The organism is Winogradskyella sediminis (genome assembly GCF_003387355.1).
GTDB classification, from domain to species: domain Bacteria; phylum Bacteroidota; class Bacteroidia; order Flavobacteriales; family Flavobacteriaceae; genus Winogradskyella; species Winogradskyella sediminis.
Map to the genome: position 1 here is coordinate 112149 of NZ_QUNH01000003.1, position 25038 is coordinate 137186.

Sequence of the window (25038 nt, forward strand, 5' to 3'; positions counted from 1 at the left end):
TTGTAGTTTCACCGAATAAAATAATCAACACCTTCAAATTTTGAACACAAAAGCTAAAATTTACACAGTTCTTTTTTTATTAGTATCAACTTACGGATATTCTCAAATTGGACCAGGAGGAGTCACCTCTAACAATGAAATATGGTTAATAGCTGAGAATAACGCTTATACGGATACTGGTGTCACTTTAGGAACTAATAATTCTGAAATAAGACAATGGAATGATGTTTCCGGAAATGGTAAGAATGCCTTACAAAATACATTTGCCTATAGGCCTAAGTTAATAACAAATGCATTAAATGGGTATTCAGCTTTAAATTTTGATGGATCAAATGATAGAATTCTAGCCACTGGTTTAGGACATAATGGTGAAGTAACATTATTTGTAGTACTACAAGCTACATCTTATGATAGTAACACGCGAGGAATTATTCAAGCAGGACCATCTGGAACTGCATTCTCAGACGATATAGAGGATAAAACTATTGGAATTTGGGCAACTAGTGGAAGTATATGGGGAAGAGGAATACAATCTAACGGAACAGTAAAGTCGTTTGATAAATTTGATGGAATTGATTTAGTTGGGAATACTCCTTATGTCATTACGCAAGATTATAATGGTACGGCTATAAGCCAATATGTAAATGCAACAGTTTCTGAAACACTAGTATATGATGGAACTTTACAAAACTTTAGTGATTTTGGGATTGGAAAACAATCAGCGACAAGTTTTAAAGGTGACATCGCTGAGATTATTTTATATACAAATTCTCTTAATTTAGCTAAAACTACGATTGTTGAAAATTATTTATCTGCAAAATATGGTACCACTTTAGATTCTTTAAAGGACCTCTATACCCAAGATGATACTAGTAATGGCAATTATGACCACCATGTAGCTGGTATTGGTCAAGCATCAGATGGTACTAATCACATAGCGTCAAGAGGAACAGGAATTGTAAGTGTAAGTACTGCTTCAGATTTAGATAATAGCGAGTATTTATTTTGGGGAGAAGATACTAAAGACTCAGTATATGATTTTGCATTAAATGAAACCAACAATGCTCATGTGTTAACGTCAAAGTGGCGCGTGAATAAAATCGGCGATTTAGGTTCGGTAACGGTTGAATTTGACCTAACAAATATAAGTGCAGCCACTGAAGGCTGTCAAGGCTTACAATTACTAGTTGACAATAATGATATTTTTGCTTCAGCAACAGCTTATGATTTAACAGTTTCAGGAAATACTGCGAGTGTATCAGGTGTTTCTTTTACTGATGGAGACTATTTTACGCTAAGTTTTATCTCTGATATCATTTGGGATGGTACAAATTATTTCAAAGGTTCAGTTGTTACAAGTGCTCCAAGTGCCTCTGACACTTGTTATGGATTGATCATAAAATCAGGAACAAATGCCGTTCTTAGTGCAAATGCAACTGTGAAATCAGTATTAGTAGAAGCAGGAGGAAGCTTAACTATTGATTCTGGAGTTACTATTACGGTTAATGAAGCGATGAATTTAAAATCAGTTTCTGATAATTACTCTAGCTTAATTTTAAATGGTTCTATTGCTGGTACCATTAACTACGAACGTCATGTAAACATTGTAGGTACAGCTGCTGGTGGAGGTAATGATTTAATTGCTGCACCATTAAGTGGACTTACCTTTGATACATTTTTAACGCTAGGTTCTCCAACGAATGCAACCAAACTTGCTAGTAATGGCTTTGTATATGGTTTTGGGCCTTATAATAATTCTGCAGGGAATACGGCTTATGAAAATTTTGATATATCTGCGACGACAGCTTTAGAAGTAGGAAAAGGTTATAGAGCTGCTACAGTAACTAGCGATCAAGTATTAACTTTTACTGGTGCTGTTGTTACGGATAATGTGAGTGCTTCAATTAGTAGTCCTGTTGGTGGGAATCAATGGAATTTAGTTGGTAATCCTTATCCAAGTTATCTTAGTGCTTCTGAATTTTTAACTGCCAATGCGGCCGTTTTAGATGAAGATGCTGTTGCTATATATGGTTATAATAGTGGTACATATTCTGGAAGTGAAGCTACAACCGGTAATTTTACAATTATAAATGCAGCTACAACGGAGACTTTAAACATTGCACCTGGTCAAGGGTTTTTAGTAGCCGCTAAAAACACTACAGATAATGTTGTTTTTAATAACGGATCGTTTAGTACTACAGATATGAGAACACTTATCGGTTCTGATGATTACATTGTAGGAAGATCGCCATCCATGAGTTATAATCTTAAATTAGACCTTGTTGGTTCTAGCAATTACAGAACAAACTTCTACTTTAATGATAATTCTAGTTTAGGTTTAGATCCTGGATATGATGCTAAAGTGTTTGGAGCAGCACCTGAATTTGCACTTTATTCACATTTGGTTGAAAATAATGAGGACGTCAATTTTGCACTTCAATCGTTAAATACTTCAAGTTTAAGTAATGTTACTATTCCACTTGGTGTGAATGCTAACCAAGGAGAGCAAATTTCGTTTACCATCTCACAATCTACATTACCAAATACTGTAGATGTGTACTTAGAAGATACGGTTACGAATACTACAACATTATTAAATTCTAGTGATTATACCTTAACACCAAATTCAAACTTAAATGGTATTGGCCGTTTTTATCTACGTTTAAATAATAATACATTATCTACAAATGTAAATACTTTAGATGCGTTAACGATTTACACCAAAGAAGCTGATAAAACTATAGTTGTTGCAGGTCAGTTAGTAAAAGTGACTAAGGCTACAATTTACGATTTACAAGGACGTGTTATAATTTCTAAAAATTTGATAACGTCTAGCAGATCTCAAGCCATTGATGTAAGTAGATTAACCGTAGGTGTATATGTTATAGAATTAAATGATAAAACACAATATAAAACTCAAAAAGTAATATTGAAATAGGTGTTATTACCAACCAATATTATAAGGAATTAGAAAGAGTAAAAGCACTAATTTAAGTATTAGGCTTTTGCTCTTACTGGTTTTTTAACACTATAGAATAACGCTAAACCAATAATTCCAGTAATAAAAAAACCTATAAATAGTGGTAATACCGAAGTTTTAATAAAACTACCAATAAAGTTGGCGATGGGTACAGCCATCACGGTTGAAATAAACCCATTTAGTGCAGCACCAATACCAGCAATATGTCCCATAGGTTCCATGGCTAGTGCTCTATAATTTCCAAATAAAAAGGCAACACTCGCAAATTGAAGCATTAAAAACGCAACCAAAACTCCGATTGGCGGATTAATGCCTGACCAGAAGGTTACAATGTAAACTAAAGCATTAAGGACAAATACGATTAGGGCAATATTTACAAGATTCCACATGCCAAATCGGATAACAATAGCACTGTTTAAAAACGTTGATAAACCAATAGTAACAGCTAAACTTGCAAAAATGTAAGGAAACAAATCTCCCAACGCATATTGAACTTGAAAAATATGTTGAGATGTACTTAAATACACCATAAATGAGCCCGTAATTAGTCCTGAAAGTAAAGTATAGACAACCGCTGATTTTATTCTGAAAAAGGTAATGGCTCCGGATTTAAAGTTGGATAAACGAAACGACTTTTTATAATTGTCATACAGGGTTTCTGGTTGCCGTTTCCAAAACCATAATATAATTAATGATCCAAACGCTAAGTTAACTGTAAAAATAGAATGCCATCCAAAATGCAATAATAGAAACTGACCTAACATTGGTGCGATTACAGGAACTAAAATAAAAGTCATAGTGACAATAGATAAAATTTTAGCCATATGATCTCCACTATAAGAATCTCTAACAATTGCTGTGCTCATGGTTCTTGGAGAAGATAAACCAATGCCTTGAAGCACACGGCCAAATAGCATCATTTCAAAATTTCTAGTGGTGATACAAATAATAGAAGCTATAATAAATACACCAAAACCAATATACACCATCGGTTTACGTCCAAAACTGTCTGACAAAGGTCCAAATATAAGCTGACCAAAACCGAGACCTAAAAAGATTGTAGTAATTAGTTTTTGGTTCTCAGTCTCATTCATACTATTTAAATAGGTACCTATTTTTGGTAAAGCAGGTAAAACCGCATCTATAGATAGTGCTACAATAGACATTAAAGCTGCCATTAACACCACAAATTCTAGTTGAGATCTTTTTTGATTTTGCATGGCGCAAATGTAAGCGAATTAATAGCTATTTTTGGTTAGAAATAGTACTAATATTAATAATTTACCATTATGTTAACAGATACGTTGATCACTTTGTTTCAAAGAGATCTTAATAAAATTATTGAAGAGATTAATATGTATAAAGAGGAATCTAACCTATGGAAAGTGGAAGGTGCTATAACAAATTCTGCAGGACGTTTATGTATTCATCTCATAGGTAACCTCAATCATTTTATAGGTGCGGTTTTAGGAAACTCTGGGTATATAAGACAGCGTGATTTAGAATTTTCGATTAAAGACGTTCCCAAGTTAGAATTGATAGCTCAAATCAAAAATACAATTGTGGTGATTGAAAATACATTGAAAAGTCTAGCAGCATCCGACTTACAAAGCGCCTACAAGCTTCAAGTATTTAACGAAGTCATGACAACTGAATATTTCTTGGTACATTTAAATACGCACTTATCCTACCATTTGGGCCAGATAAATTATCACCGAAGAATAATTGATAAATAGGCGATATATTAGACTTCACCTGTGCTGTAGAGGTGAAGTCTAAATAAGTGCTTTTTATAACGGTATATTTCCGTGTTTACGATTTGGTTTTTGAATGCTTTTGTTTTCTAGCATACTAAACGCTTTTATTAATTTTCGTCTTGTATTTTGAGGTAGAATCACTTCATCTACAAACCCACGTTCAGCTGCGCTATAAGGATTGGCAAATAATTTTGCATATTCTGCTTCTTTCTCTTTCCATTTACTTTCTTTGTCTTCCGCAGCAGAGATTTCGCGTTTAAAGATAATTTCAGCAGCACCTTTTGCTCCCATAACTGCAATTTCCGCATTAGGCCAAGCAAAGTTCATATCTGCACCAATATGTTTAGAATTCATAACATCGTAAGCTCCTCCATAGGCTTTTCTGGTAATTACTGTAATTCTAGGAACTGTCGCTTCACTAAAAGCATATAATAGTTTGGCACCATTAACAATGATACCATTCCATTCCTGATCTGTGCCTGGCAAAAAACCTGGAACATCTTCTAGTACTAATAACGGAATGTTAAAGCAATCACAGAAACGTACAAATCGCGCAGCTTTTTTGGAACTATCAACATCTAATACACCAGCTAAAAACATAGGTTGATTAGCGACAATCCCGATACTTTTTCCTCCTAAACGAGCAAATCCAACAATAATATTTTCAGCATAATCTTTATGGATTTCATAAAATGAGTCTTCATCAATAATCCCCTCAATAATATTATGCATATCATAGGGTTTATTTGGATTTTCTGGAACTATAGAAGACAGAACATCTCTGATTTCATCTTTAAGTTCAAACGGTACATCGGCTGCTTTTTCCTTGTTACTTTGAGGCAAATAGCTCAATAGTTTTTTTATGTCCTCTAAACACTCTACATCATTTGTAGCTGTTTTATGAGCCACACCAGATTTAGAGGAGTGTACGCTTGCACCTCCTAATTCTTCACTGGTGACTTCTTCGTTAGTTACTGTTTTTACAACATTAGGACCAGTGACAAACATATAACTCGAATCTTGAACCATGAGGGTAAAATCTGTCATTGCCGGAGAATATACTGCTCCGCCAGCACAAGGACCCATTATTGCAGAGATTTGTGGAATAACACCTGAAGCTTGCACATTTCTGTAAAAAATATCGGCATAACCTCCTAGAGAGCGAACACCTTCTTGAATTCGTGCTCCGCCAGAATCATTTAGTCCAATAATAGGTGCACCAACATTTACTGCCATATCCATAATTTTACAAATTTTTTCAGCATGAGTTTCTGAAAGCGAACCTCCAAAAACTGTAAAATCTTGAGCAAAAACATAAATTAATTTTCCATTTACTGTCCCATATCCTGTAACCACACCATCACCATAAAATTGTTGATTTTCCATGCCAAAATCTTTTGTTCTATGCGTGACTAAGGCTCCAATTTCCTCAAAAGAACCTTCATCTAATAGGTACATGACACGTTCTCTTGCCGTGAGTTTTTTCTTTTGGTGTTGTTTATCTATTCTGGCTTGTCCACCGCCTAATTGAGCTAAGGCTAATTTATCGTTGAGTATTTTTATTTTAGAATCCATTATATATTGTATTTCTCTCCAATTGCTAACTTATGTATTTATATGTTTTAGTCTCTAGAAGACTAATTAGGTATGCGTAAAACTTTTTGATCTTCTAAGAAACGCATTAAGGCAATTTTAGCAGCTATTTCTGCTTCAGATTGCTTTTGTGTTTCAATGAGGCTAGGGGAATAGTATTTTTTAACAAAATGAGTGTCAAAGTCACCACTTCTAAATGTTTCATGTTCAAATACAAAGCGTCCAAAAGACAAGGTGGTTTCAACACCTTGAATATGATAATCGTTAATAGCCTCAATCATAAGTTCAATAGCTTCTTCACGTGTTTTGCCGTAAGTAATTAATTTTGAAAGCATTGGGTCGTAGTAAATAGGGATATCCATGCCTTCTTCAAAACCGTTATCCACTCTTATGTTTTCACCTTTTGGAATTTTATAAATTTCGAGATTTCCTACGCTTGGTAGAAAGTCATTCATAGGATCTTCAGCGTAAACTCGAAGTTCTAACGCATGACCATTAATTTTTAAATCCTCTTGTTTTATATCTAAATGTTCACCTCGAGCAACTTTTATTTGTAATTCTACCAAATCTACACCAGCAATCCATTCGGAAACGGGATGCTCAACTTGAAGTCGTGTATTCATCTCTAAGAAGTAGAAGTTTTTATTTTCGTCCAATAGGAATTCAACTGTTCCGGCTCCGATATAATCACAAGAACGTGCAACATTAATAGCAGCTTGTCCCATTTTTTCTCTCAGTTCTGGTGTTAAGACTGCCGATGGAGCTTCTTCTACTACTTTTTGATGACGACGTTGTACAGAGCATTCGCGCTCAAATAAATGTATAACATGTCCATGCATATCTGCCATCACTTGGATTTCTATATGTCTTGGTGAAGCAACATACTTTTCAATAAAAACCGAACCATCGCCGAAGGCATTCTTTGCCTCACTAATTGCTCTGTCCATTTGCGATTCAAATTCGGCTTCGTTCTCAACAATACGCATGCCTTTGCCACCACCACCAGCAGAGGCTTTAATTAAGATAGGAAAACCGATCTCTTTAGCAATGGTCTTAGCTTCAGCAATGTCTGTTATTGCCTCATCAGTACCAGGCACCATTGGAATATTGTATGCTTTAACAGTTTCTTTAGCCGCTAACTTACTTCCCATCACTTTTATGGCTTTAGAACGAGGTCCTATAAACGTTATGGAATTGGCTTCACATAATTCCGCAAAATCAGCATTTTCACTTAAAAAACCGTAACCTGGATGAATAGCATCGACCTTCAGTGATTTTGCAACGTCAATTATTTTATCTCCTCTTAAATACGATTCGTTTGAAGGGGCAGGACCAATACAAACGGCTTGGTCTGCATATTTTACATGGGGTGAATTACGATCTGCTTCAGAAAATACAGCTACGGTTTTAATACCCATATTTTTGGCTGTTCTCATCACTCTAATGGCGATTTCTCCTCTATTTGCTACTAGTATTTTTTTCATATTAATGTTCCAATAAAACGGAATGTCTTTTTAATTTGAATTTATTTTTAATTGAAGGTTTTCGAGTGTTCATAACGGTTAATCTAGAACAGTTGAAATGCAAGAATGGCTATTCAAACTCTACTAAAAGGGCGTTTTTATCCACAGTTTCTCCTTGATTTACTTTGATGGATTTAATCACACCATCGCGTGGTGATTTTAATACATTTTCCATTTTCATGGCTTCTAAAATTAGAATGGTATCATTTTCTTTAACCTCCATACCTTCTTTTATATCAATCTCTAAGATTAAACCAGGCATTGGTGCTTTAATATCATTTACTTGTTTTGAAGCCCCAATTTCGAAACCTAAAGCTTCAATTTGTTGGTCTAAAGCATCGTAAATATCAACCTCATAAGTGTGGTTATTGACTTTAACGGTATATCGCTTCTTATTAAAGTCAGATGCTAAAATTTTAGCTTTTATAGGTGTGTTGTCTTGTAAAATATGATAATGATGATGAGAGGTCTCTACAACATCTAGGGGTTCTAAACTTTCTTTCGTAACCTCGAAAGTACTGTTAGTATTCACTTTTATTTTATACATAAAATTGAGTTTTTTACGTGATTGTTATTTAATCCTTAAATCAACTGCAAAATATGAAATTTATAAGGTTTATTTTATGAATCCTATAAAGATTTGAAGAATGAATTCTCTTGATGACGTTTAATGGCCTTTCGGGATAATACGATTCCTAAAATTAAAGACACAAATGCACCTATTGAGATACCTGGAATAAAGTTGATAAATAGGAAAAAGTCATAAGCTCCATGGAACAGTACAGCTAAAAATAGGCCAGCCATATTGAGTAAAAAACGGTTTTGAGAAAACTTTGCTTTTCCCATAAAATATCCCATTAATATACCAAAGGTAGCGTGAGCCGGAACCGCAGTGAACGCTCTTAGAATGGCCGTTTCATAACCACCTTGAATAACATACATTATATTTTCAGTACAAGCAAAGCCCATAGAAACCATAACGGCATAGATAATACCATCGTAAGGTTCGTTGAATGCTTTTTTGGGTTGTGCAAAATATTTTACAATGATGTATTTGCTGAATTCCTCGGACAACGCTACGACAATAAAGGCTTGAATAAATTGTTGCATTACACTGAATTCATCAGTAAGAGGAATAAATTTTCCGGTAAATAGATATAAAATTAAGACAATGATGATACTTACTATTGCGCCTAATAAAAAATTAATAATCAATAACCCTCTAGGTTCTTTCTCATATTTATCTTGAATGTAAATATAAAGGAGTATGGCACAAATTGGAGCTATGGCTAGTAGGATTAAATTCATAAATGATGTTCTTTTTTGATAGATTCTATAATGAATTTATAATAATCAGAATTACTAGTCACAAAATGACTATTGGTTTCACTATGAGTTAATAAATCCTCAAACTCTTGAATAGACACCAATTTTACAGCTTCAACTTCCTCTTCTTGAATAGTAAGTTGATCTAAAGGGATTTTTAATTCGGCTATAAAAACCTGATGAAATTCGTTATCCTGAATTTTACCGTTGTTATAGGATGTTTCATGAAGAAATACACCAATATGTTGTAAGCTATTTGCGTCAAGTTTCAGTCCAATTTCCTCTTCAGTTTCACGTAAAGCGGCTTCAATAAAAGTTTCGCCAGCATCAATGTGTCCAGCTACAGAAACATCCCAAAGTAAAGGGTAAATAACTTTTTTATGAGAGCGCTGTTGTAAAAGAATTTCACCGTTAAAGGTGTACAACCATAAATGAATGGTGTTATGGTACAACCCTTTAGCATGTGCTTCTGATTTTAAAGCTGTTTTCCCTGTCGGTTGACCTTGTTTTGTAACAATATCTAATAGTTCGTCCATAGTTGTAAGAAGACCTCAGAGGTTTTGGAAATCTTTGAGGTCTTTAAAATTATTATTTTGCTAAATCTAGCTTAGCTAGTTATTTAAAATAACTAAACGTTTCACCGTCTTCAATTTTCAATAAGGTTTCATAAATTAACTTAATTACATTTTCAACATCGTCTCTATGAACCATTTCTACTGTGGTATGCATATAGCGTAACGGTAAAGAGATAAGTGCAGAAGCGACACCTCCATTGCTATAGGCAAAGGCATCTGTATCTGTACCAGTAGCTCTAGATAAAGCTGCACGTTGAAAAGGGATGTCCTTTTCTTCAGCTGTATCTGTAATTAAATCGCGTAATTTTTGTTGTACTGCAGGTGCATAGGCAACAACCGGACCTTTTCCAATTTCAGCATAACCTTGTGTTTTCTGCTCAATCATTGGTGTCGTAGTATCGTGAGTAACGTCAGTGACAATGGCAACGTTTGGTTTAATGGTCTGTGTAATCATTTCGGCACCACGCAAACCTATTTCTTCTTGTACGGAATTGGTAATATAAAGTCCAAATGGTAACGTTTTCTTGTTTTCTTTCAATAAACGCGCTACTTCAGCAATCATGAAGCCTCCCATTCTGTTATCTAAAGCTCTGCAAACAAATTTGTCGTTGTTTAGAATATGAAATTCGTCTGGATAAGTTATAACACAACCCACGTGAACTCCCATTTTTTCAACTTCTTCTTTATCTTTTGCTCCGATATCAATTGTGATATTATCTGGTTTAGGAGCTTGCTCTTTGGCTTTACTTCTAGTATGAATTGCTGGCCAACCAAAAACACCTTTAACGATACCGTTTTTGGTATGGATATTTACAACTTTACTTGGAGCAATCTGATGATCACTACCACCATTTCTAATTACGTAAATTAATCCATTATCAGAAATATAGTTTACATACCAAGAAATTTCATCGGCATGGCCTTCTATAACGACCTTGTATTTAGCATCCGGATTTATAACAGCCACGGCAGAACCGTAAGTGTCTGTAATAAATTCATCTGCATAGGGTTTTAAGTAATCCATCCAGATTTTTTGACCTTCCCATTCATAACCTGTAGGTGAGGCGTTATTTAAATATTTTTCTAGGAAATCGAGTGATTTTTTATTGAGTATGCTTTTTGAAGCCATAATAAATATTTTGAATTTTTGTAAAAATAAAAGGATTTCCTAAGCTTTTAATCGCTTTTGAAAATTTTTTGTAACAAATTCTACTATTTTTACACTTATACAACAACATTGTTAAACCTAAAGTGAATACGATGAAACATCCCTTCCAAAACATTTGATAATCATATCAATTAGGAATGGTTTGTTGGTTGCGATCATTATAAAATTAATAAATCTAAACACATGAAACTAGTTATAACTAACCTTACCAAAACATACAAAAATGGGGTGAAAGCCATCGATAATCTCAACCTTGAAATCGGAACAGGTATGTTTGGTCTTTTGGGACCTAACGGCGCAGGTAAATCGTCTTTAATGCGTACCATCGCTACTTTACAGAGTCCGGATTCAGGTTCTATTACATTTGGTGATATCAATGTGTTAGAAGACAAAATGGCATTACGTAAGGTCTTAGGTTACTTACCACAATCTTTTGGTGTCTATCCAAAAATGTCTGCAGAAGCGTTGTTAGATTATTTTGCAACGTTAAAAGGTATTAGTTCTAAAACCGAAAGACAAGCGTTGGTAAAAGAGGTACTCGATATTACCAATCTGTATGAAATGAGAAAGAAATATGTGGCTGGTTATTCTGGTGGAATGAAGCAGCGTTTTGGTATTGCACAGTTATTATTAAACAATCCCAAATTAATCATTGTTGATGAACCTACAGCAGGTTTAGACCCAGCAGAACGTCATCGTTTTCTTAATGTTTTAAGGGAAGTGGGTACAAATTGTACCGTAATTTTTTCGACACATATTGTTGAAGATGTAAAAGAGCTCTGTAACGATATGGCCATCTTAAATGGAGGACGCATATTAAAACAAGCGACTCCATCTCAAGCTAGGCAAGAATTACAAGGTCGTATTTGGACGAAAATTATTGATAGAGATGATTTAGAAACACATGAAGCGCAATACAACTTGCTCTCTTCTAATTACAACGAAGATAATTCGCTTAATATAAGGGTGTTTAGCGATACGCAACCTAATGACGAATTTAAGTCGGTAGAACCACAGTTAGATGATGTGTACTTTATTGCACTAAAACAAGACGAACCAGTAACTGCTGTTTAATTCTAAATTTAAAAAAAGAACACTATGTTTTCTACAATATTTTTTTATGAATTAAAGTACTGGTTAAAACGACCTGCGACTTATATTTATATGGCTATTTTCTTTATGCTATCCTTATTTATGGCAGCGACTACAGCTGGTATTTTCGATAGTATTACAGCCACTACAAGCTCTGCTAGAATTGTAAATTCACCAATTGGTGTAAGTAATCTTTTTAGCGGCTTAACTATTTTTATTTTCTTTTTGTTTCCTTCGATAATTGGAGCGGCAATAAATAGGGATTTTAAAAGTGAAATGCATTCCATTTTATATTCTTATCCATTTACTAAAGCCAATTACTTATTTGCCAAATTTTTTAGTGCTATTACCGTGGTTACGCTAATCGTTTTAGTGATAGGAGTCGGTATGTTTATCGGTTTTAGATTACCAGGTACCAATTCAGAATTGGTGATGGCGTTTGATTTTAAATCCTATTTTAATGCGTATTGGCTATTTATTTTACCAAATATTTTATTGTTTGGAGCCATAGTTTTTGCGGTGGTGACGTTTAGTCGCAACATTGCAGCCGGCTTTATAACAGTTATTTTATTATTATTTGTTCAAGGAGTTACGGAAAGTTTATTGTCCGATCCAGATAGTCGTTATTTAGCTGCGTTGTTAGATCCGTTTGGAGCATCAGCGACGAGCTATTATACACGCTATTGGACGGCTTACGAACAAAACGAACTACATATTCCAATTAAAGAAGTGATACTTTATAACCGATTAATTTGGTTAGGAGTTGCTAGTTTAGTATTTGGTTTGGTCTTTAAGTTTTTTACGTTTAGTCAAAATGCGATGACGATTTCGTTCTTTAAAAAACAAAAAGGACAACGGTCTACTAAACGTAATTTTGGAGGTATTACTAAAATTAATTTGCCAAAGGTAAAGCATGATTATTCTTTTATTCAGAACTTAAAAGCAACTTGGAAAATTTCTAATGTAGAGTTTAAATACATCATTAAAAGTTGGCCTTTTATTAGTATTGTTTTAGTAGGACTAATTATAGTATTAATTGCTTTAGCAGACGTTGGAAATCCTTATGGTACCACAACATATCCAATGACATGGAGAATGCTTAGAGGTGGAGGAGCATTTGTTATTGCCATTAATATTTGTACATTTTTGTATGCTGGTTTATTGGTAAATAGAAGTAAAATCGCTAACGTAAATAGTATTGAAGATGTTACACCAATACCAAACTGGTCTCTATTTTTATCTAAGTTTATAGCCATTGTAAAGATGCAGATGCTATTGCTTACTGTAATTATGGTAGCAGGTATTTTGTTTCAAATTTATAAGGGATATTTTGATATAGAAATAGGATTGTATATCAAAGAACTTTTTGGATTAAAACTGATTAATTATGTGATTTGGGCATTTTTAGCGCTAATGATTCAAACTGTGATTAGAAATCTTTATTTAGGTCTGTTTGTTCTTATTGTTATCTCTATTGGGATTCCTTTACTAAGCTTAGCAGGTGTAGAACAAGCTGTGTTTAAATACAACGAAGGTCCTGGTTTTGGCTATAATGATATGAATGGTTATGGAGATTCACTAGCTCAGTATTTAACATATAAGTTTTACTGGTTACTTGGTGGTTTAGTATTAATGTTAGTGGCAGCTTTGTTTTGGGTACGCGGATTACCACATTCTTTTAGAGAACGCTTATCCATTGCAAAATCACGTTTTAAAACTCCGATAGCCATTTTGTTTGTAGTGCTATTAGGTGGATTCTTAACTATGGGTTATACCATTTTTAAAGCGACTAATATTAATAATGATCGTTACTCTTCTAAAGAGGTTGAAGAAATGACTGTGGAATGGGAAAAAACCTATAAAAAGTACCAAAACTATGCACAACCACGAATTGTTGGAGTAAAAGTTAACGTGGATTTGTTTATTGATGAGCGTAATTTTGAATCGCGTGGTGAATACACCATGATTAATAAAACAAATACTGCAATCGATAGTATTTTTCTAAATCATAATGATTATCCGAGTACGTTTAAGTTGAATCGCGAAAACACCTTGGTGTTAGAAGATACCCTTTACAATTTTGATATTTATAGACTAAAAGAGCCAATGCTGCCTGGTGATACTATGACACTAGATTTTACGGTAAAAAATAAACCAAATACCTTTTTAGTTTCTAATTCACCTATCATTGAAAATGGAACATTTATTAATAATTTTCAGTTGTTTCCAAACTTAGGTTATAACGGAGGAGAACTTACAGACGATAAAACACGTGCTAAATATGATTTGCCTCCAAACAAGCTAAAACCTATGCCTTCAGATTCAACAGCATTAGGAAATACTTATATTTCAAAAGATAGTGATTGGATAGATTTTGAAGCCACAGTAAGTACCAGTGAAGATCAAATTGCCATTGCACCAGGATATCTTCAAAAGGAATGGGTTGAAGATGGTAGACGCTATTTCCATTATAAAATGGATAGTAAAATCTTAAATTTCTACGCTTTTAATTCTGCCAACTATAAAGTGAAAAAAGATAAATGGAAGGATGTCAGTTTAGAAATTTATTATCACGAAGGTCATGAGTATAACTTAGATCGAATGATGGCAGGCATGAAAGCTTCTTTAGAATACAATAGCGAGAATTTTAGTCCATATCAACACAGACAATTGCGTATTGTAGAATTTCCTAGTGGTGGTTTCGCACAGTCTTTTCCTAATACTATTCCGTTTGGTGGAGATACTGGGTTTATTGCCGAAGTAGATGATAGCGAAGAAGGCGGTATAGACTATACCTATGCTATTACAGTACACGAAGTAGCGCATCAATGGTGGGCACACCAGGTTATAGGTGCTGATGTTATGGGAGCAACAATGCTGTCTGAAAGTTTATCAGAATATGTGGCGTTAAAAGTTCTCGAAAAAGAATTGGGAAAACAACAAATGCGTAAGTTTTTACGAAAGTCCTTAGACGATTATTTAATTAGTAGAACTTTTGAGCGTAAACGAGAGAAACCACTGATGTATAACGACGGACAAGGTTATATTCGCTACCAAAAAGGATCATTGGTGTTTTATGCACTAAGCGATTATATAGGTGAAGACGTATTAAATGGTGCTTTAAAAACGTATGTTGAAAAAGTAAAATTTCAAGAGCCACCTTATACCACATCTATAGATATGGTAAATCATATTAAAGCTGTAACACCAGATAGTTTGCAATATGTTATTAAAGACATGTTTGAAACCATAACGGTTTACGACAATAAAATTAAAGCCGTTCAATCTACTCCATTAGACGATGGCACGTACAAGGTAGATATAGAATTTGATGTGAGTAAATTTAGAAATGACGAAAAAGGAAAACAATTGTTTTCAGAAGTAGGAAGCGATTCAATTTCTTATTTACCAGATGGTAAAGACAAACCTATTTTGTCCTTACCACTTCAAGATTATATTGATATCGGAGTCTTTACAGAAAGTGAAGTTGATGGGAAAATGAAAGAAAAGGAACTCTACTTAAAGAAACATAAAATAACAAGTATCGATAATAAGATTTCGATTATTGTTAAAGAGAAACCAACAGAAGTAGGAGTAGACCCTTATAATAAACTTATTGATAGAGTTTCTGGCGATAACCGTCAGAAACTATAAACTCAGCTTTATGAGTTAAGTAAAATGAGACCTTTCAGATGCCCAATATTTGAAAGGTCTTTTTGTTGTTATAAAGTGCTTCAAACTAAACGCTGAAAACTTTAAGATTTCCTTCATAATATTAATAAGAATTTAGGGTTATAGACTTTAAATATTATTAATTTTGAAATTATTAAGACGGTAACTTTGGAATGATTTTAGCATAAGCTTATAACATGAAGTATATTACTTATTTGGCATTGTTTTTTTCAGTGGTGTTCTATGCACAAGAGGATCCTGTAAAACAAGATTCTACCGCATTACATTATATGTATATCGAAGGAGATTCTGTTCCTGTCACCTCAGTAGAATTAAAAGAAGTTTTAGTATTACCTAACCTAAAATTTAAAGATAGAAAGGCACGTATTCGTTATATTATTTTAAGACGAAAAACCTTAAAAGTCTACCCTTATGCAAAGTTAGCTGCCGAACGATTAGAATCTTTACAAGAGCGTTTAGATGGTTTGGAGCGAAAGCGTGATAAAAAGCGATATGCTAAGATTATTCAACGATATATTGAAGATGAGTTTTCTGCCGAACTCAAGAAACTGACAAAAACGGAAGGACAGATTTTGGTAAAACTTATTCATAGGCAAACTGGCGAAACCACTTTTAATCTCATTAAAGAATTAAGAAGTGGTTGGCGCGCCTTTTGGTTTAATAGCACAGCGCGTTTATTTGATATTTCGTTAAAAAAAGAATTTAGTCCTATAGACGAAGAAGAAGATTATTTAATTGAAGATATTTTACAGCGTGCTTTTCAAAACGAACAGTTAGAGCGACAAGAACCTGCTTTTGAAATTGATTTTTATGAAAGTCTCAATAAATGGTCTAAAGTAGATAGTGCCACAAATTCTAAAGACTAAATTATGCGTATTCAAACTAAATTAGAAGAACAACTAAATGCATGGACACATGGATTTGGAGCTGTTCTCGGAGTAGTTGCCTTAATTCTACTTATTATAAATGCCGATAGTGCAAAACCTTGGAGTTTATTTAGTGTTATTGTTTATGGACTCTCTATAATAATTTTATTTCTGGCATCTACATTTTATCATGCGGTAGAAGGGGAGAAACGCAAACATTATTTTAGAATTGTAGATCATGTAAGCATTTACCTCCTTATTGCTGGGACTTACACACCTGTTTTACTAATGTTGCTTACTCAAAGTTTGGGCTGGCCATTATTTTGGACGGTTTGGGGCATTGCGGCATTTGGTGTGGTTTTAAAACTCTTTTTTACTGGTCGTTTTGAGGTGTTTTCTACTTTGTTGTACTTAGTTATGGGCTGGCTAATTGTTTTTGATTTTTCTAACGTCTCAGAAGCTTTAGGGCCAGATGGTATTCTGTGGTTGTTTGCAGGTGGATTATTTTATACCATAGGTATAATTTTCTACGCATTGCAGCGCCTGCCTTATAATCATGTTATTTGGCATATATTTGTTTTAGGTGGTGCCATTTGCCATTTCTTTATGGTCTATTTGTATGTTATTTAAACTACAAATTAATTTAAGGACTCAATTACAGCCTCAATTTCTGCATGCACTCTATTGAGTTCAGTATCATAAGCTTCAGAATCATTGATAATTAATTTTCTAAATAATTCAAAAGCTTCTATTCTTAATTTTGAGTATTTAAGTAGTTTTTTATTTTGTTCTAAAAGTTCAGACGGTAAGCCTTCAATGCTGTTGCTTCTATGGATGATTTCTATATTTTCTTTCCATTTAGGAATGGCAATGGCATTAATTTCATTTAAAAGCGATAGATTGTCTTCCGTATTGAGGTGTTCGTAAAATACTAATGATGCTTCTTCATTTTTTGTGAATTGTTCCATTTCAGCATCATAGGCATCATATGCTTCATCAGGAATTAAGAAGATAGAAGCAACAATAATGGCTGCTAAAACAATTAGTGAAATTAGACCAATACCTGCTGCTTTCCAACCTGAGTAAAATGCGTTGTTATGTGCTTCATGTGTATCGAGTATTGTACCGTGAATTTTATTTACGATAAGGTAGATAATTCCTGTGTAAACTGCTGGAATTAACATATTTGGAGTCTTATCTATTATCGTTTCAGGAATAAGAAAAAGGGTTCCAAAAATTGCAATTGTTGCTAGAATTGAAATGATTAAGGCTGTTTTTCCTTTGTCATTTTCATTTAAAGCTTTGTAGTTTTCTTTAATTAAATAGCCAGCTGCCATCGGACCACCAATAAACGTTGCGATTCCTATAGATTTTTGTGAGTAAAATTTTAAGTCTTTTGTCGTATTTATTGATTCAGTCATTTTTTTGGTTTAAGGCTTTAAAAGTAATTTATTTAGAATTATTATTTGTCCAAGATGGTAATGGGTATGTTCAATGAGACCTAAAATATTAGATGTGTAAGTACCATATTTTTTATCTGTAAAAGGACTGTCTAATGTAGTGTCTGCTAATTTTGATAGTATTTTAGTAAAGCGTTCAGCCTCATTCCACATGGTTTTTTGAAGTGTTTCCCATTCGTTTTGTGATGAAATATTTGGGTGCTTATAACTTTCGCTATCATTTCCAATAAGTTGGCCGTCTTCTAAAACTCTAAGTTGCACTTTGGTGAAATAGTGAATATGATAGGTGAGCGCCAAAATAGTATTGAAACCTTCTATCTTTTTAATCGCTGTATTCCAATTAATATTAGAAACGGTAGCTTTTACATTAACCTCTGTCCAATTACCACCAAAATAAACCTGGTGTACTTGTGTGGCGAGTTGTTTTGAGGTTGGCATTTTTTTAAAGTAGTGAGTTTTTGTTGCGTATAAATCTATAAAAAATGTGTGGGCTGCTGTTAATTCTTGCTTTTTCTTGAACTAGCTCCTGCTTTTATCTTTTCTTCAAGTACAAGAATAACGGTCTTTTTTAAATCGTCATAATCAAAATCCTCTTCAAATCCATATCTAAATGTAGAATGTGTTCCATTTTTGTCCATACCAAGGACATACTTTGAGCCTCCAAGTTCTATAGAGATGGGCGAATTTTCAGTTTGAATGGTAAATTCAGTTTCACCTTTATCATTTGTAACGTAGAATATATGTTTATAATATAATTCTCCTTCGTTCTCTTCAAATCGTTCGTAAACAAAGATTAACTTACCATTCCATTCAAACTGGTCAAAACAAAACTGGGTTTTTAATGAATCTTTTAACTTCCCTTCGTTATATGCTATATATAATTTTTCTTTAAGTGGTACTGCTTTATCGTACTCCTTTTGGCCGTAGTAAACTTGAATTAATTTGGCATAAGATCCATAATCGTTCGGAACCCTTTCAAGCAATTCTTTATAGGCAATTTCAGACTTTGTGTACTCTTTTTTTAAAAATTCATAGAGTCCAATGTTATAAAGTGCAATGATGTACGAATCAGATTCAATGGAAATCATGTCTTTCGATTTGTAAAAAGCGTCTAATGCTTTATCAGGCTGATTCAGTTCTGCATAGATTTGAGGAATCATTGTAAACGGTCTTTCAATAGGTTTGTGCTTTTCGGTTGCAGTGGTATAAGCTGAAAGCGCTTGGTCTAACTTATCTTGACTAATAAATGCATCACCTAAACCGCTATAATAATTAGAGTCATTAGAATTTAACGCAATAGCTTTATTAAAGGATGAGATAGCGTTATCGAACTGTCCCATATAATTATAGGTCATTCCTTTTATAAAATAAGCATCTGGATCAGTGCTGTCTTTTTGGATGGATAAATCCATTAATTTAAGCACATTATCATCATCAGCTTTCATATAATACGCCATACCAATGTAATAAATGGCTTTGGCAGAATAGTCATTTGCTTTATCAGCGTGTTCGCCAATGATTTTATCGTATTGTTCTTCGTTTAAAGCAACTTCTAATTCGGTCGCTAATTGATCTTGAGCATAATAACTAAAGTGAAAAAGGCAAATGGTTATGGTGAATAGAATTTTTTTCATAATTCGATGTAATAATATGATAATTTTTTAAAGCAGAGTTATGCACGTCTTTATTCGTCATTCCCATAAACAAGATTGATAAAATCGGACTTTTCTAAAGTACCAAAATAATCTTCAATGGAAACATCTTCTAGTACTTTATTAATTTCATTTTTATCATAAGGAACATTAATAAGTAAAGTTTCGAGATCAGAAATGGGTTGTCTTCCAAAGAAATCGCCAAAAACTTTAAAATCTGAAATATGTCCTTTTTCAACAAAAATCCTTAAATCAATTTCACCTATAGGAAAACGTTTGTTGCGTTGGATATTGAATTTAGGGGAACGTCCAAAATTCCACTCCCATAAATCATATTTTTCAGCTTTTAAATCATGAACAGCTTTCCATTCCGCTTCCGTTAATTTATAGGTTTCAAAAGGTTCACTAGCTTCATATAATCCTGTGAGTAATTGCTTTTTAAAATCTGCCATTGAAATAGGTGACGTTAAAAAATCGCTGATATTTGCCACACGACTTCGTACCGATTTATGACCTTTAGATTGAATTTTGCTCATTTTAACCTGAAGTGCTTTCACCACCTCGCTCATGTCTGTATCAAACAATAAAGTGCCATGACTAATCATTCGTTTTCCTGTTGAAAATTGCGCGGTTCCCGAAATTTTCTTCTCATCTACCAAAATATCATTTCGGCCTTTAAGTTCTGCAGCCACTCCCATATCATTTAAGACTTTAATAACAGGTGCTGTAAATTTTTTAAAGTTGCTAATACTTTTGCCGTCGTGGTTGGTAATAAAACTAAAATTTAAGTTTCCTAAGTCGTGATAGACAGCTCCACCACCAGAAATACGTCTTACCACATGGATATTATTGGCTTCTGTATAGTCTTGGTTAATCTCTTCTAAGGTGTTTTGGTTGCGCCCAATTATAATAGATGGCGCATTTATATAAAATAATAAATAATCTGTAGAAGCATCAAAATGTCTTAAGGCATATTCTTCTAAAGCTAAATTTAATTTAGGATTAGTGTGGCCTTCATTATCAATAAAAATCATAAAATAGCGCGTGTTTGGTATAAGACAAAGATAAGAATTTGAAATGGTGAAGGCGACTTAGATTGGGTTTATTTATGTGTGTAGTGTGTACTTATTGTTGTGATGCGTTGAATGATAAATTGTCTTTAAAGCTACTATAAATAGGGTATAGGTTATTTTTAATTTTAACTTTGCGAGTTGGGTTTTACCTCACTTTTTTTCTGTCCAAACTTAAATTTACTGATAAATTTAAAAGGCTTTTATTAACGGGTTGGAAATTTTTGTTTGTTAGAATGACTTGTGGGTTTATAGTTAATTTAAGTTTTTCACTTCCGATTCCTATAAATGGTACAAGTCTTAAAGTCCACTGATCAAAATCTGTATACGTGATTAATTCTGTTCCGATAGCAATAAATTGAAAGTAAAAAGTTCCGCTTATTTTTGGTCCGATTGTAAATTTTTTGGTATTCAGGCCAATTTCAGTTCCAATTCCGTATTGATATCCTCCTCCGTGTCTTCCACCATAATTAGTTTTGTTAAGACCTATGTAGAGAAGATGAAAATCCTTTTTGTTAGAATCACTAAAACTATAACTATAACCAACTCCTAAATTCAACGATTCATAATGTCCATATTTTTTATCGTATTCACTTTGGCAAAATCCGAAAGTTATACATCCAACTAAAAATAAAAACGATATTCTGTTTTTCAATTTTATGTTCTGCTTTTAAATTGTGCTTAATGGTCTTAGCTATACGTAGTTTCAATTATAAGCAATGATTTATTGGTGGTTTAATAATCCGTTTTTATTTTAAACCTTGATAATACCTCAAACACCTCATGTGCTTTCTTCTGTGCATGGTAGTCAAAGTGAACATGCTCTATCTTTACAAAACCTTGAGTACCGTGATAAGGATAATCAGGAAAACAAAGCAATAGTGGTTCTTTATGTTTTTTTTTTGTTAAAATAGTAGTTAATTATACACAGTGTTGTGTGCCGTTTGTTCTTTTCTAATTATTTCAAAAATATTGAATTTATAGACTCAATATTTCTACTTTACGTATTCATAAATTTCCCAATCACCATTTTCGAAAGTTTCTTTTAATTGAAGAGTAGTTTCATTCAGAATAAGGATCTCTCTTTGCTGTATTTCATCACTCCAATCCATTGTTAGATTATTACCCGAAATTGTCCACGTTCCATTCCCTTCAACAACGCCATCATACTTATCTATAAAATTTCCGTTAGATTGAAATTCTAAAGTTATTGGTTCAGTTAAATTGTACCAATCCTGATTATTAAAATCATTGGCTTTATAACGATTTTCTGACCAAATGGCAATTATAAGACTATTTTCATTATTTGAATTATCATCATCGCTCGAGCAAGCTGAACAGACTAATAATGTAATCATTAAGGCTAAAAATAAATAACTTTTTTTCATTTACTTTTTTAATTAAATTTCAATATATGTTTAGTTTCTGGTTAAATTGTACACAACGGTTTTGTATAAGATTAGTTGCGTGGTTAAGCACTAAAGTTAGCAAATATAATCCCAATAGAAAAACCCTTAGGATTTTCGAAAGTAGGCTAGAACTAGCAATACTTTATGCACGGTGTTACAAACAGTTTTTATTCATAAATGAAGATATAAACTGTCTGTTCATTAGTTGTATTATTGGTTTCAATCATTTCGGTCGGAAAGTCATCATTATCGTACGTAAAAGTGAAAGAAGAGCTTCCAGTTTCTGTTCCGTTAGAGTCAAACCTTGTTAACATACTATAATTATTAAAATTCATACTTTGAAAGTAATTCCAAAAAAGTCTTCGCGTTTCAATATCTATTCCAGCAAAAGGATGGTTTTTGTCATCATAGTTACTGTATTCCGTAGAGAATACAATGTTAGAATTAGTATCGGTTTGAGTTTCTGTTATGATATTATTGTTCGTACCATATTCGAAAATCCTGCTCCCAGCTGGTGTACAGTCATTTAAATTGTTTGGACATTGAAAAAAAGCGTATTCGGTTATCTGTTTATTAGAATTAAAATCATATTGGTGCCTATTGCCATCTCCTTGAATAAATTCTTCTAAATCTGAAACCAATAGACCATTTTCAAATGTGTAAGTAGTTGTTTCGTCAAGTTGGTTGTATTCAGAACCCGTAAAATTAAATTCTTCGGCCAAAATAATTCTATCATCTGAATATGAAAAAACTATTCGCTCATCACCAACTTCTGTAAGCGATGCAAGTCTTTCATTTTCATATTCAAAATCATACTGCCTTACAAGGCTTCCATTTTCCATTATTTGAAGTGATTTTATTCTTTTTAAATTGCTTTCATTCGGATTATCATTATTACCATCATCAGATGAACAAGATAAAATAGTTATTCCGATTAAAATTCCAAGTAGTAAATTCAGTTTTTTCATTGCGTAAAATTTGGTTTAAATTGTTTGTAACGGTCTCGTATAAGAATAGTTGCGTGGGTTAGTACTCAACTTTGCAAGTACACATCAAACTGAAAACCCGCGAGGATTTTCAGAAGTAGGCGAGAACAAGCAATTACTTATAGCCATTGTTGTAAGTAGTCTTTATTCCCAATTTTCTTTCAGTCGATATACTTTTCCAGATTCCTCCAATTCATCATCTAAATTGTCATCATATTGGAAATTCTGAACTTGCCACTTGTCTTTTGGCTTATAGAAAACAAATGTAAATCGAACAGGTTGTCTGTCATATTTAATCATATAACTCACAAGTTTATAACTCTCTCCAACGCTTTTTTCCGTAACCTTTTCGTACCCATAATAATCTCCAACTAATCCAAGAAAGCTTGTCAATTGTGTTTTGACATTTTCAATTCTGTCTTTATTTCGGTCTATCATCCATTTATTTGTTTCGAAAACATAATCAACCGCTTTTTGAGGAGACTTTTCATAAGTTTTAAAAAATTCAGTTGTAATTTCTTCAGTCGTTGTTTGTGCTTTCAAAATATTTGTCGACAAAACAGTCACAATTAATAAGGTAAAGAGTTTAATTTTTCTATTCATTTAGTTTGTTTTTAAATTACTTACAACGTCCCTGTATATGGCTCGTAGCGTGAAAATTATGAAATTATTTATGGATGAAGCACGAGCCAAATTTTTTAATTTTTCTTATTATCTTTTTTCCCAATAAGCCAAATTAAAAAATTTGGCGGACTAGCAAATACACCTTAACTTCGATTAGCTAACTAACAAGCTATAAGGTTAATATATTGTTATAACACGTTTATTTTGCTAGGGCTATGTTATAAACTTGAACGTTCTCTAATGGAAATTTTGTTACATTATTAGTATCAAGCTCTATTCTTACTAACTCGCTAACATAATCCCCATTTTGATCTTCTCTATCCGAAATTGCGAAAATTAAATTCTCAATAGCATCATATGTAGTGCTACTGAAAGAGTCTACATTAGTGATGTCCGATACGACCGTTTCTGTTCCGTTGGATTTATCCAATTCAATTAATTTCGTTGGAATAGAAGCGTCTGAGTTTTCAGGTTTTTTGAATGCAAGCAGTCTATTATTATCAGCTAAGATTATAGAATAAACTTGTACATTTTCTAATTGAAATGTTGTTACATTATTATCGCTTAGCTCAATCCTAACTAATTGGCTTACGTAATCTCCGTTTTGATCTTCTCTGTCAGAAATCGCAAAAATCACATTATCATTTTCATCATATACTGTACTGCTAAAAGATTCAACATTATCAATGTTTGTTAAAAATGTTTCTGATCCATTAGATTTGTTTAATTCGATTAATTTCGTTGGTATTGAAGCATCTGCATTTTCAGGTTTTTTAAATGCCAGAAGTCTATTATTATCAGCTAAGATTATAGAATAAACTTGTACATTTTCTAATTGAAATGTTGTTACACTATTATCGCTTAGCTCAATCCTAACTAATTGACTTACGTAATCTCCGTTTTGATTTTCTCTGTCAGAAATCGCAAAAATCACATTATCATTTTCATCATATACTGTACTGCTAAAAGACTCAACATTATCGATGTTTGATAAAAATGTTTCAGCACCGTTAGTCTTATTCAATTCAATTAATTCTGTCGGAATAGAGCTAGTAGAATTTTCAGGTTTTTTGAAAGCTAATAGTTTTGACTCTTGCGCTGGATTTTCTGGATCTTGACTAGAAGATGTGTCATCGCTTTCGGAACAACTTGCGATTAAAAAAACGAACATAAATTTTAAAATGTTTTTCATAGGATTTTGGTTAAATGTGTTACAATGGTCTCGTATAACCATCAGTTACGGGTTTTAAATTACTGTTTTTCG

22 protein-coding genes are annotated in these 25038 nt (G+C 33.2%); 6 read left to right on the top strand and 16 right to left on the bottom strand.

Annotated features, from left to right (window positions below; all coding sequences use genetic code 11):
• Positions 1-40 precede the first annotated feature (40 nt).
• Complete coding sequence (locus tag C8N41_RS13215) at positions 41-2938, top strand: T9SS type A sorting domain-containing protein (RefSeq protein ID WP_115839618.1); 2898 nt, start codon at positions 41-43, stop codon at positions 2936-2938.
• Positions 2939-2997: 59 nt separating this feature from the next.
• Here the strand turns inward: C8N41_RS13215 and C8N41_RS13220 are convergent, their stop codons facing one another.
• On the bottom strand, positions 2998-4200 hold the full coding sequence (locus tag C8N41_RS13220) for a multidrug effflux MFS transporter (protein ID WP_115839619.1): 1203 nt from the start codon (positions 4198-4200) through the stop codon (positions 2998-3000).
• 69 nt (positions 4201-4269) lie between these two features.
• On the opposite strand from C8N41_RS13220, the gene C8N41_RS13225 reads away from it, so the two are divergent.
• Positions 4270-4716, top strand: coding sequence for a DUF1572 family protein (locus C8N41_RS13225; RefSeq protein ID WP_115839620.1), 447 nt, complete (start codon positions 4270-4272; stop codon positions 4714-4716).
• A 54-nt stretch (positions 4717-4770) separates the two neighbouring features.
• Here C8N41_RS13225 and C8N41_RS13230 read toward each other — a convergent pair whose 3' ends face one another.
• From C8N41_RS13230 to C8N41_RS13255, 6 genes are all read right to left on the bottom strand, one after another.
• Positions 4771-6312 (bottom strand): acyl-CoA carboxylase subunit beta, encoded by a 1542-nt coding sequence (locus tag C8N41_RS13230; RefSeq protein WP_092443298.1) that lies wholly within the window; start codon positions 6310-6312, stop codon positions 4771-4773.
• A 62-nt stretch (positions 6313-6374) separates the two neighbouring features.
• Positions 6375-7814, bottom strand: coding sequence for an acetyl-CoA carboxylase biotin carboxylase subunit (gene accC / locus C8N41_RS13235; protein ID WP_115839621.1), 1440 nt, complete (start codon positions 7812-7814; stop codon positions 6375-6377).
• A 109-nt stretch (positions 7815-7923) separates the two neighbouring features.
• A complete protein-coding gene (locus C8N41_RS13240; protein ID WP_115839622.1) occupies positions 7924-8400 on the bottom strand; it encodes an acetyl-CoA carboxylase biotin carboxyl carrier protein subunit in 477 nt (158 codons plus the stop codon).
• An 83-nt stretch (positions 8401-8483) separates the two neighbouring features.
• The gene (locus C8N41_RS13245) at positions 8484-9161 is read right to left on the bottom strand and encodes a PrsW family intramembrane metalloprotease (protein WP_115839623.1); all 678 of its coding nucleotides are present in this window, start codon (positions 9159-9161) and stop codon (positions 8484-8486) included.
• Positions 9158-9715, bottom strand: coding sequence for an NUDIX hydrolase (locus tag C8N41_RS13250; protein WP_115839624.1), 558 nt, complete (start codon positions 9713-9715; stop codon positions 9158-9160). Before C8N41_RS13250 ends, C8N41_RS13245 begins: the two co-directional genes overlap by 4 nt.
• A gap of 79 nt (positions 9716-9794) precedes the next feature.
• The gene (locus tag C8N41_RS13255) at positions 9795-10883 is read right to left on the bottom strand and encodes a M42 family metallopeptidase (protein ID WP_092443287.1); all 1089 of its coding nucleotides are present in this window, start codon (positions 10881-10883) and stop codon (positions 9795-9797) included.
• Between the two features lie 222 nt (positions 10884-11105).
• On the opposite strand from C8N41_RS13255, the gene C8N41_RS13260 reads away from it, so the two are divergent.
• The 4 genes from C8N41_RS13260 to trhA all read left to right on the top strand — a co-directional run bounded on the left by C8N41_RS13260 (position 11106) and on the right by trhA (position 17203).
• Positions 11106-11996 carry an ABC transporter ATP-binding protein gene (locus C8N41_RS13260; protein ID WP_115839625.1) on the top strand — a complete coding sequence of 297 codons (891 nt, stop codon included), beginning with the start codon at positions 11106-11108 and terminating at the stop codon, positions 11994-11996.
• A 24-nt stretch (positions 11997-12020) separates the two neighbouring features.
• Positions 12021-15668: an ABC transporter permease/M1 family aminopeptidase gene (locus C8N41_RS13265; RefSeq protein ID WP_115839626.1), complete on the top strand. Its 3648-nt coding sequence runs from the start codon at positions 12021-12023 to the stop codon at positions 15666-15668.
• Positions 15669-15883: 215 nt separating this feature from the next.
• The gene (locus C8N41_RS13270; protein WP_115839627.1) at positions 15884-16573 is read left to right on the top strand and encodes a DUF4294 domain-containing protein; all 690 of its coding nucleotides are present in this window, start codon (positions 15884-15886) and stop codon (positions 16571-16573) included.
• Between the two features lie 3 nt (positions 16574-16576).
• A complete protein-coding gene (trhA, locus tag C8N41_RS13275; protein WP_115839628.1) occupies positions 16577-17203 on the top strand; it encodes a PAQR family membrane homeostasis protein TrhA in 627 nt (208 codons plus the stop codon).
• A gap of 8 nt (positions 17204-17211) precedes the next feature.
• Here trhA and C8N41_RS17075 read toward each other — a convergent pair whose 3' ends face one another.
• The 9 genes from C8N41_RS17075 to C8N41_RS13320 all read right to left on the bottom strand — a co-directional run bounded on the left by C8N41_RS17075 (position 17212) and on the right by C8N41_RS13320 (position 25008).
• On the bottom strand, positions 17212-17994 hold the full coding sequence (locus tag C8N41_RS17075; RefSeq protein ID WP_211318206.1) for a hypothetical protein: 783 nt from the start codon (positions 17992-17994) through the stop codon (positions 17212-17214).
• A gap of 9 nt (positions 17995-18003) precedes the next feature.
• Positions 18004-18471 (bottom strand): DinB family protein, encoded by a 468-nt coding sequence (locus C8N41_RS13285; protein WP_115839629.1) that lies wholly within the window; start codon positions 18469-18471, stop codon positions 18004-18006.
• A 59-nt stretch (positions 18472-18530) separates the two neighbouring features.
• On the bottom strand, positions 18531-19667 hold the full coding sequence (locus tag C8N41_RS13290) for a tetratricopeptide repeat protein (protein ID WP_115839630.1): 1137 nt from the start codon (positions 19665-19667) through the stop codon (positions 18531-18533).
• Positions 19668-19717: 50 nt separating this feature from the next.
• Positions 19718-20719, bottom strand: coding sequence for a lipoate--protein ligase (locus C8N41_RS13295; RefSeq protein WP_115839631.1), 1002 nt, complete (start codon positions 20717-20719; stop codon positions 19718-19720).
• 184 nt (positions 20720-20903) lie between these two features.
• Entirely contained in the window at positions 20904-21410 is a 507-nt protein-coding gene (locus C8N41_RS13300; protein ID WP_115839632.1) for a hypothetical protein, read from the bottom strand.
• Positions 21411-21750: 340 nt separating this feature from the next.
• Complete coding sequence (locus tag C8N41_RS13305) at positions 21751-22143, bottom strand: lipocalin family protein (RefSeq protein WP_115839633.1); 393 nt, start codon at positions 22141-22143, stop codon at positions 21751-21753.
• A 188-nt stretch (positions 22144-22331) separates the two neighbouring features.
• Positions 22332-23132 carry a hypothetical protein gene (locus tag C8N41_RS13310; RefSeq protein ID WP_115839634.1) on the bottom strand — a complete coding sequence of 267 codons (801 nt, stop codon included), beginning with the start codon at positions 23130-23132 and terminating at the stop codon, positions 22332-22334.
• 162 nt (positions 23133-23294) lie between these two features.
• Positions 23295-23753: a hypothetical protein gene (locus C8N41_RS16825; protein ID WP_147298967.1), complete on the bottom strand. Its 459-nt coding sequence runs from the start codon at positions 23751-23753 to the stop codon at positions 23295-23297.
• 220 nt (positions 23754-23973) lie between these two features.
• Positions 23974-25008: a hypothetical protein gene (locus tag C8N41_RS13320; RefSeq protein WP_170137130.1), complete on the bottom strand. Its 1035-nt coding sequence runs from the start codon at positions 25006-25008 to the stop codon at positions 23974-23976.
• Positions 25009-25038 lie beyond the last annotated feature (30 nt).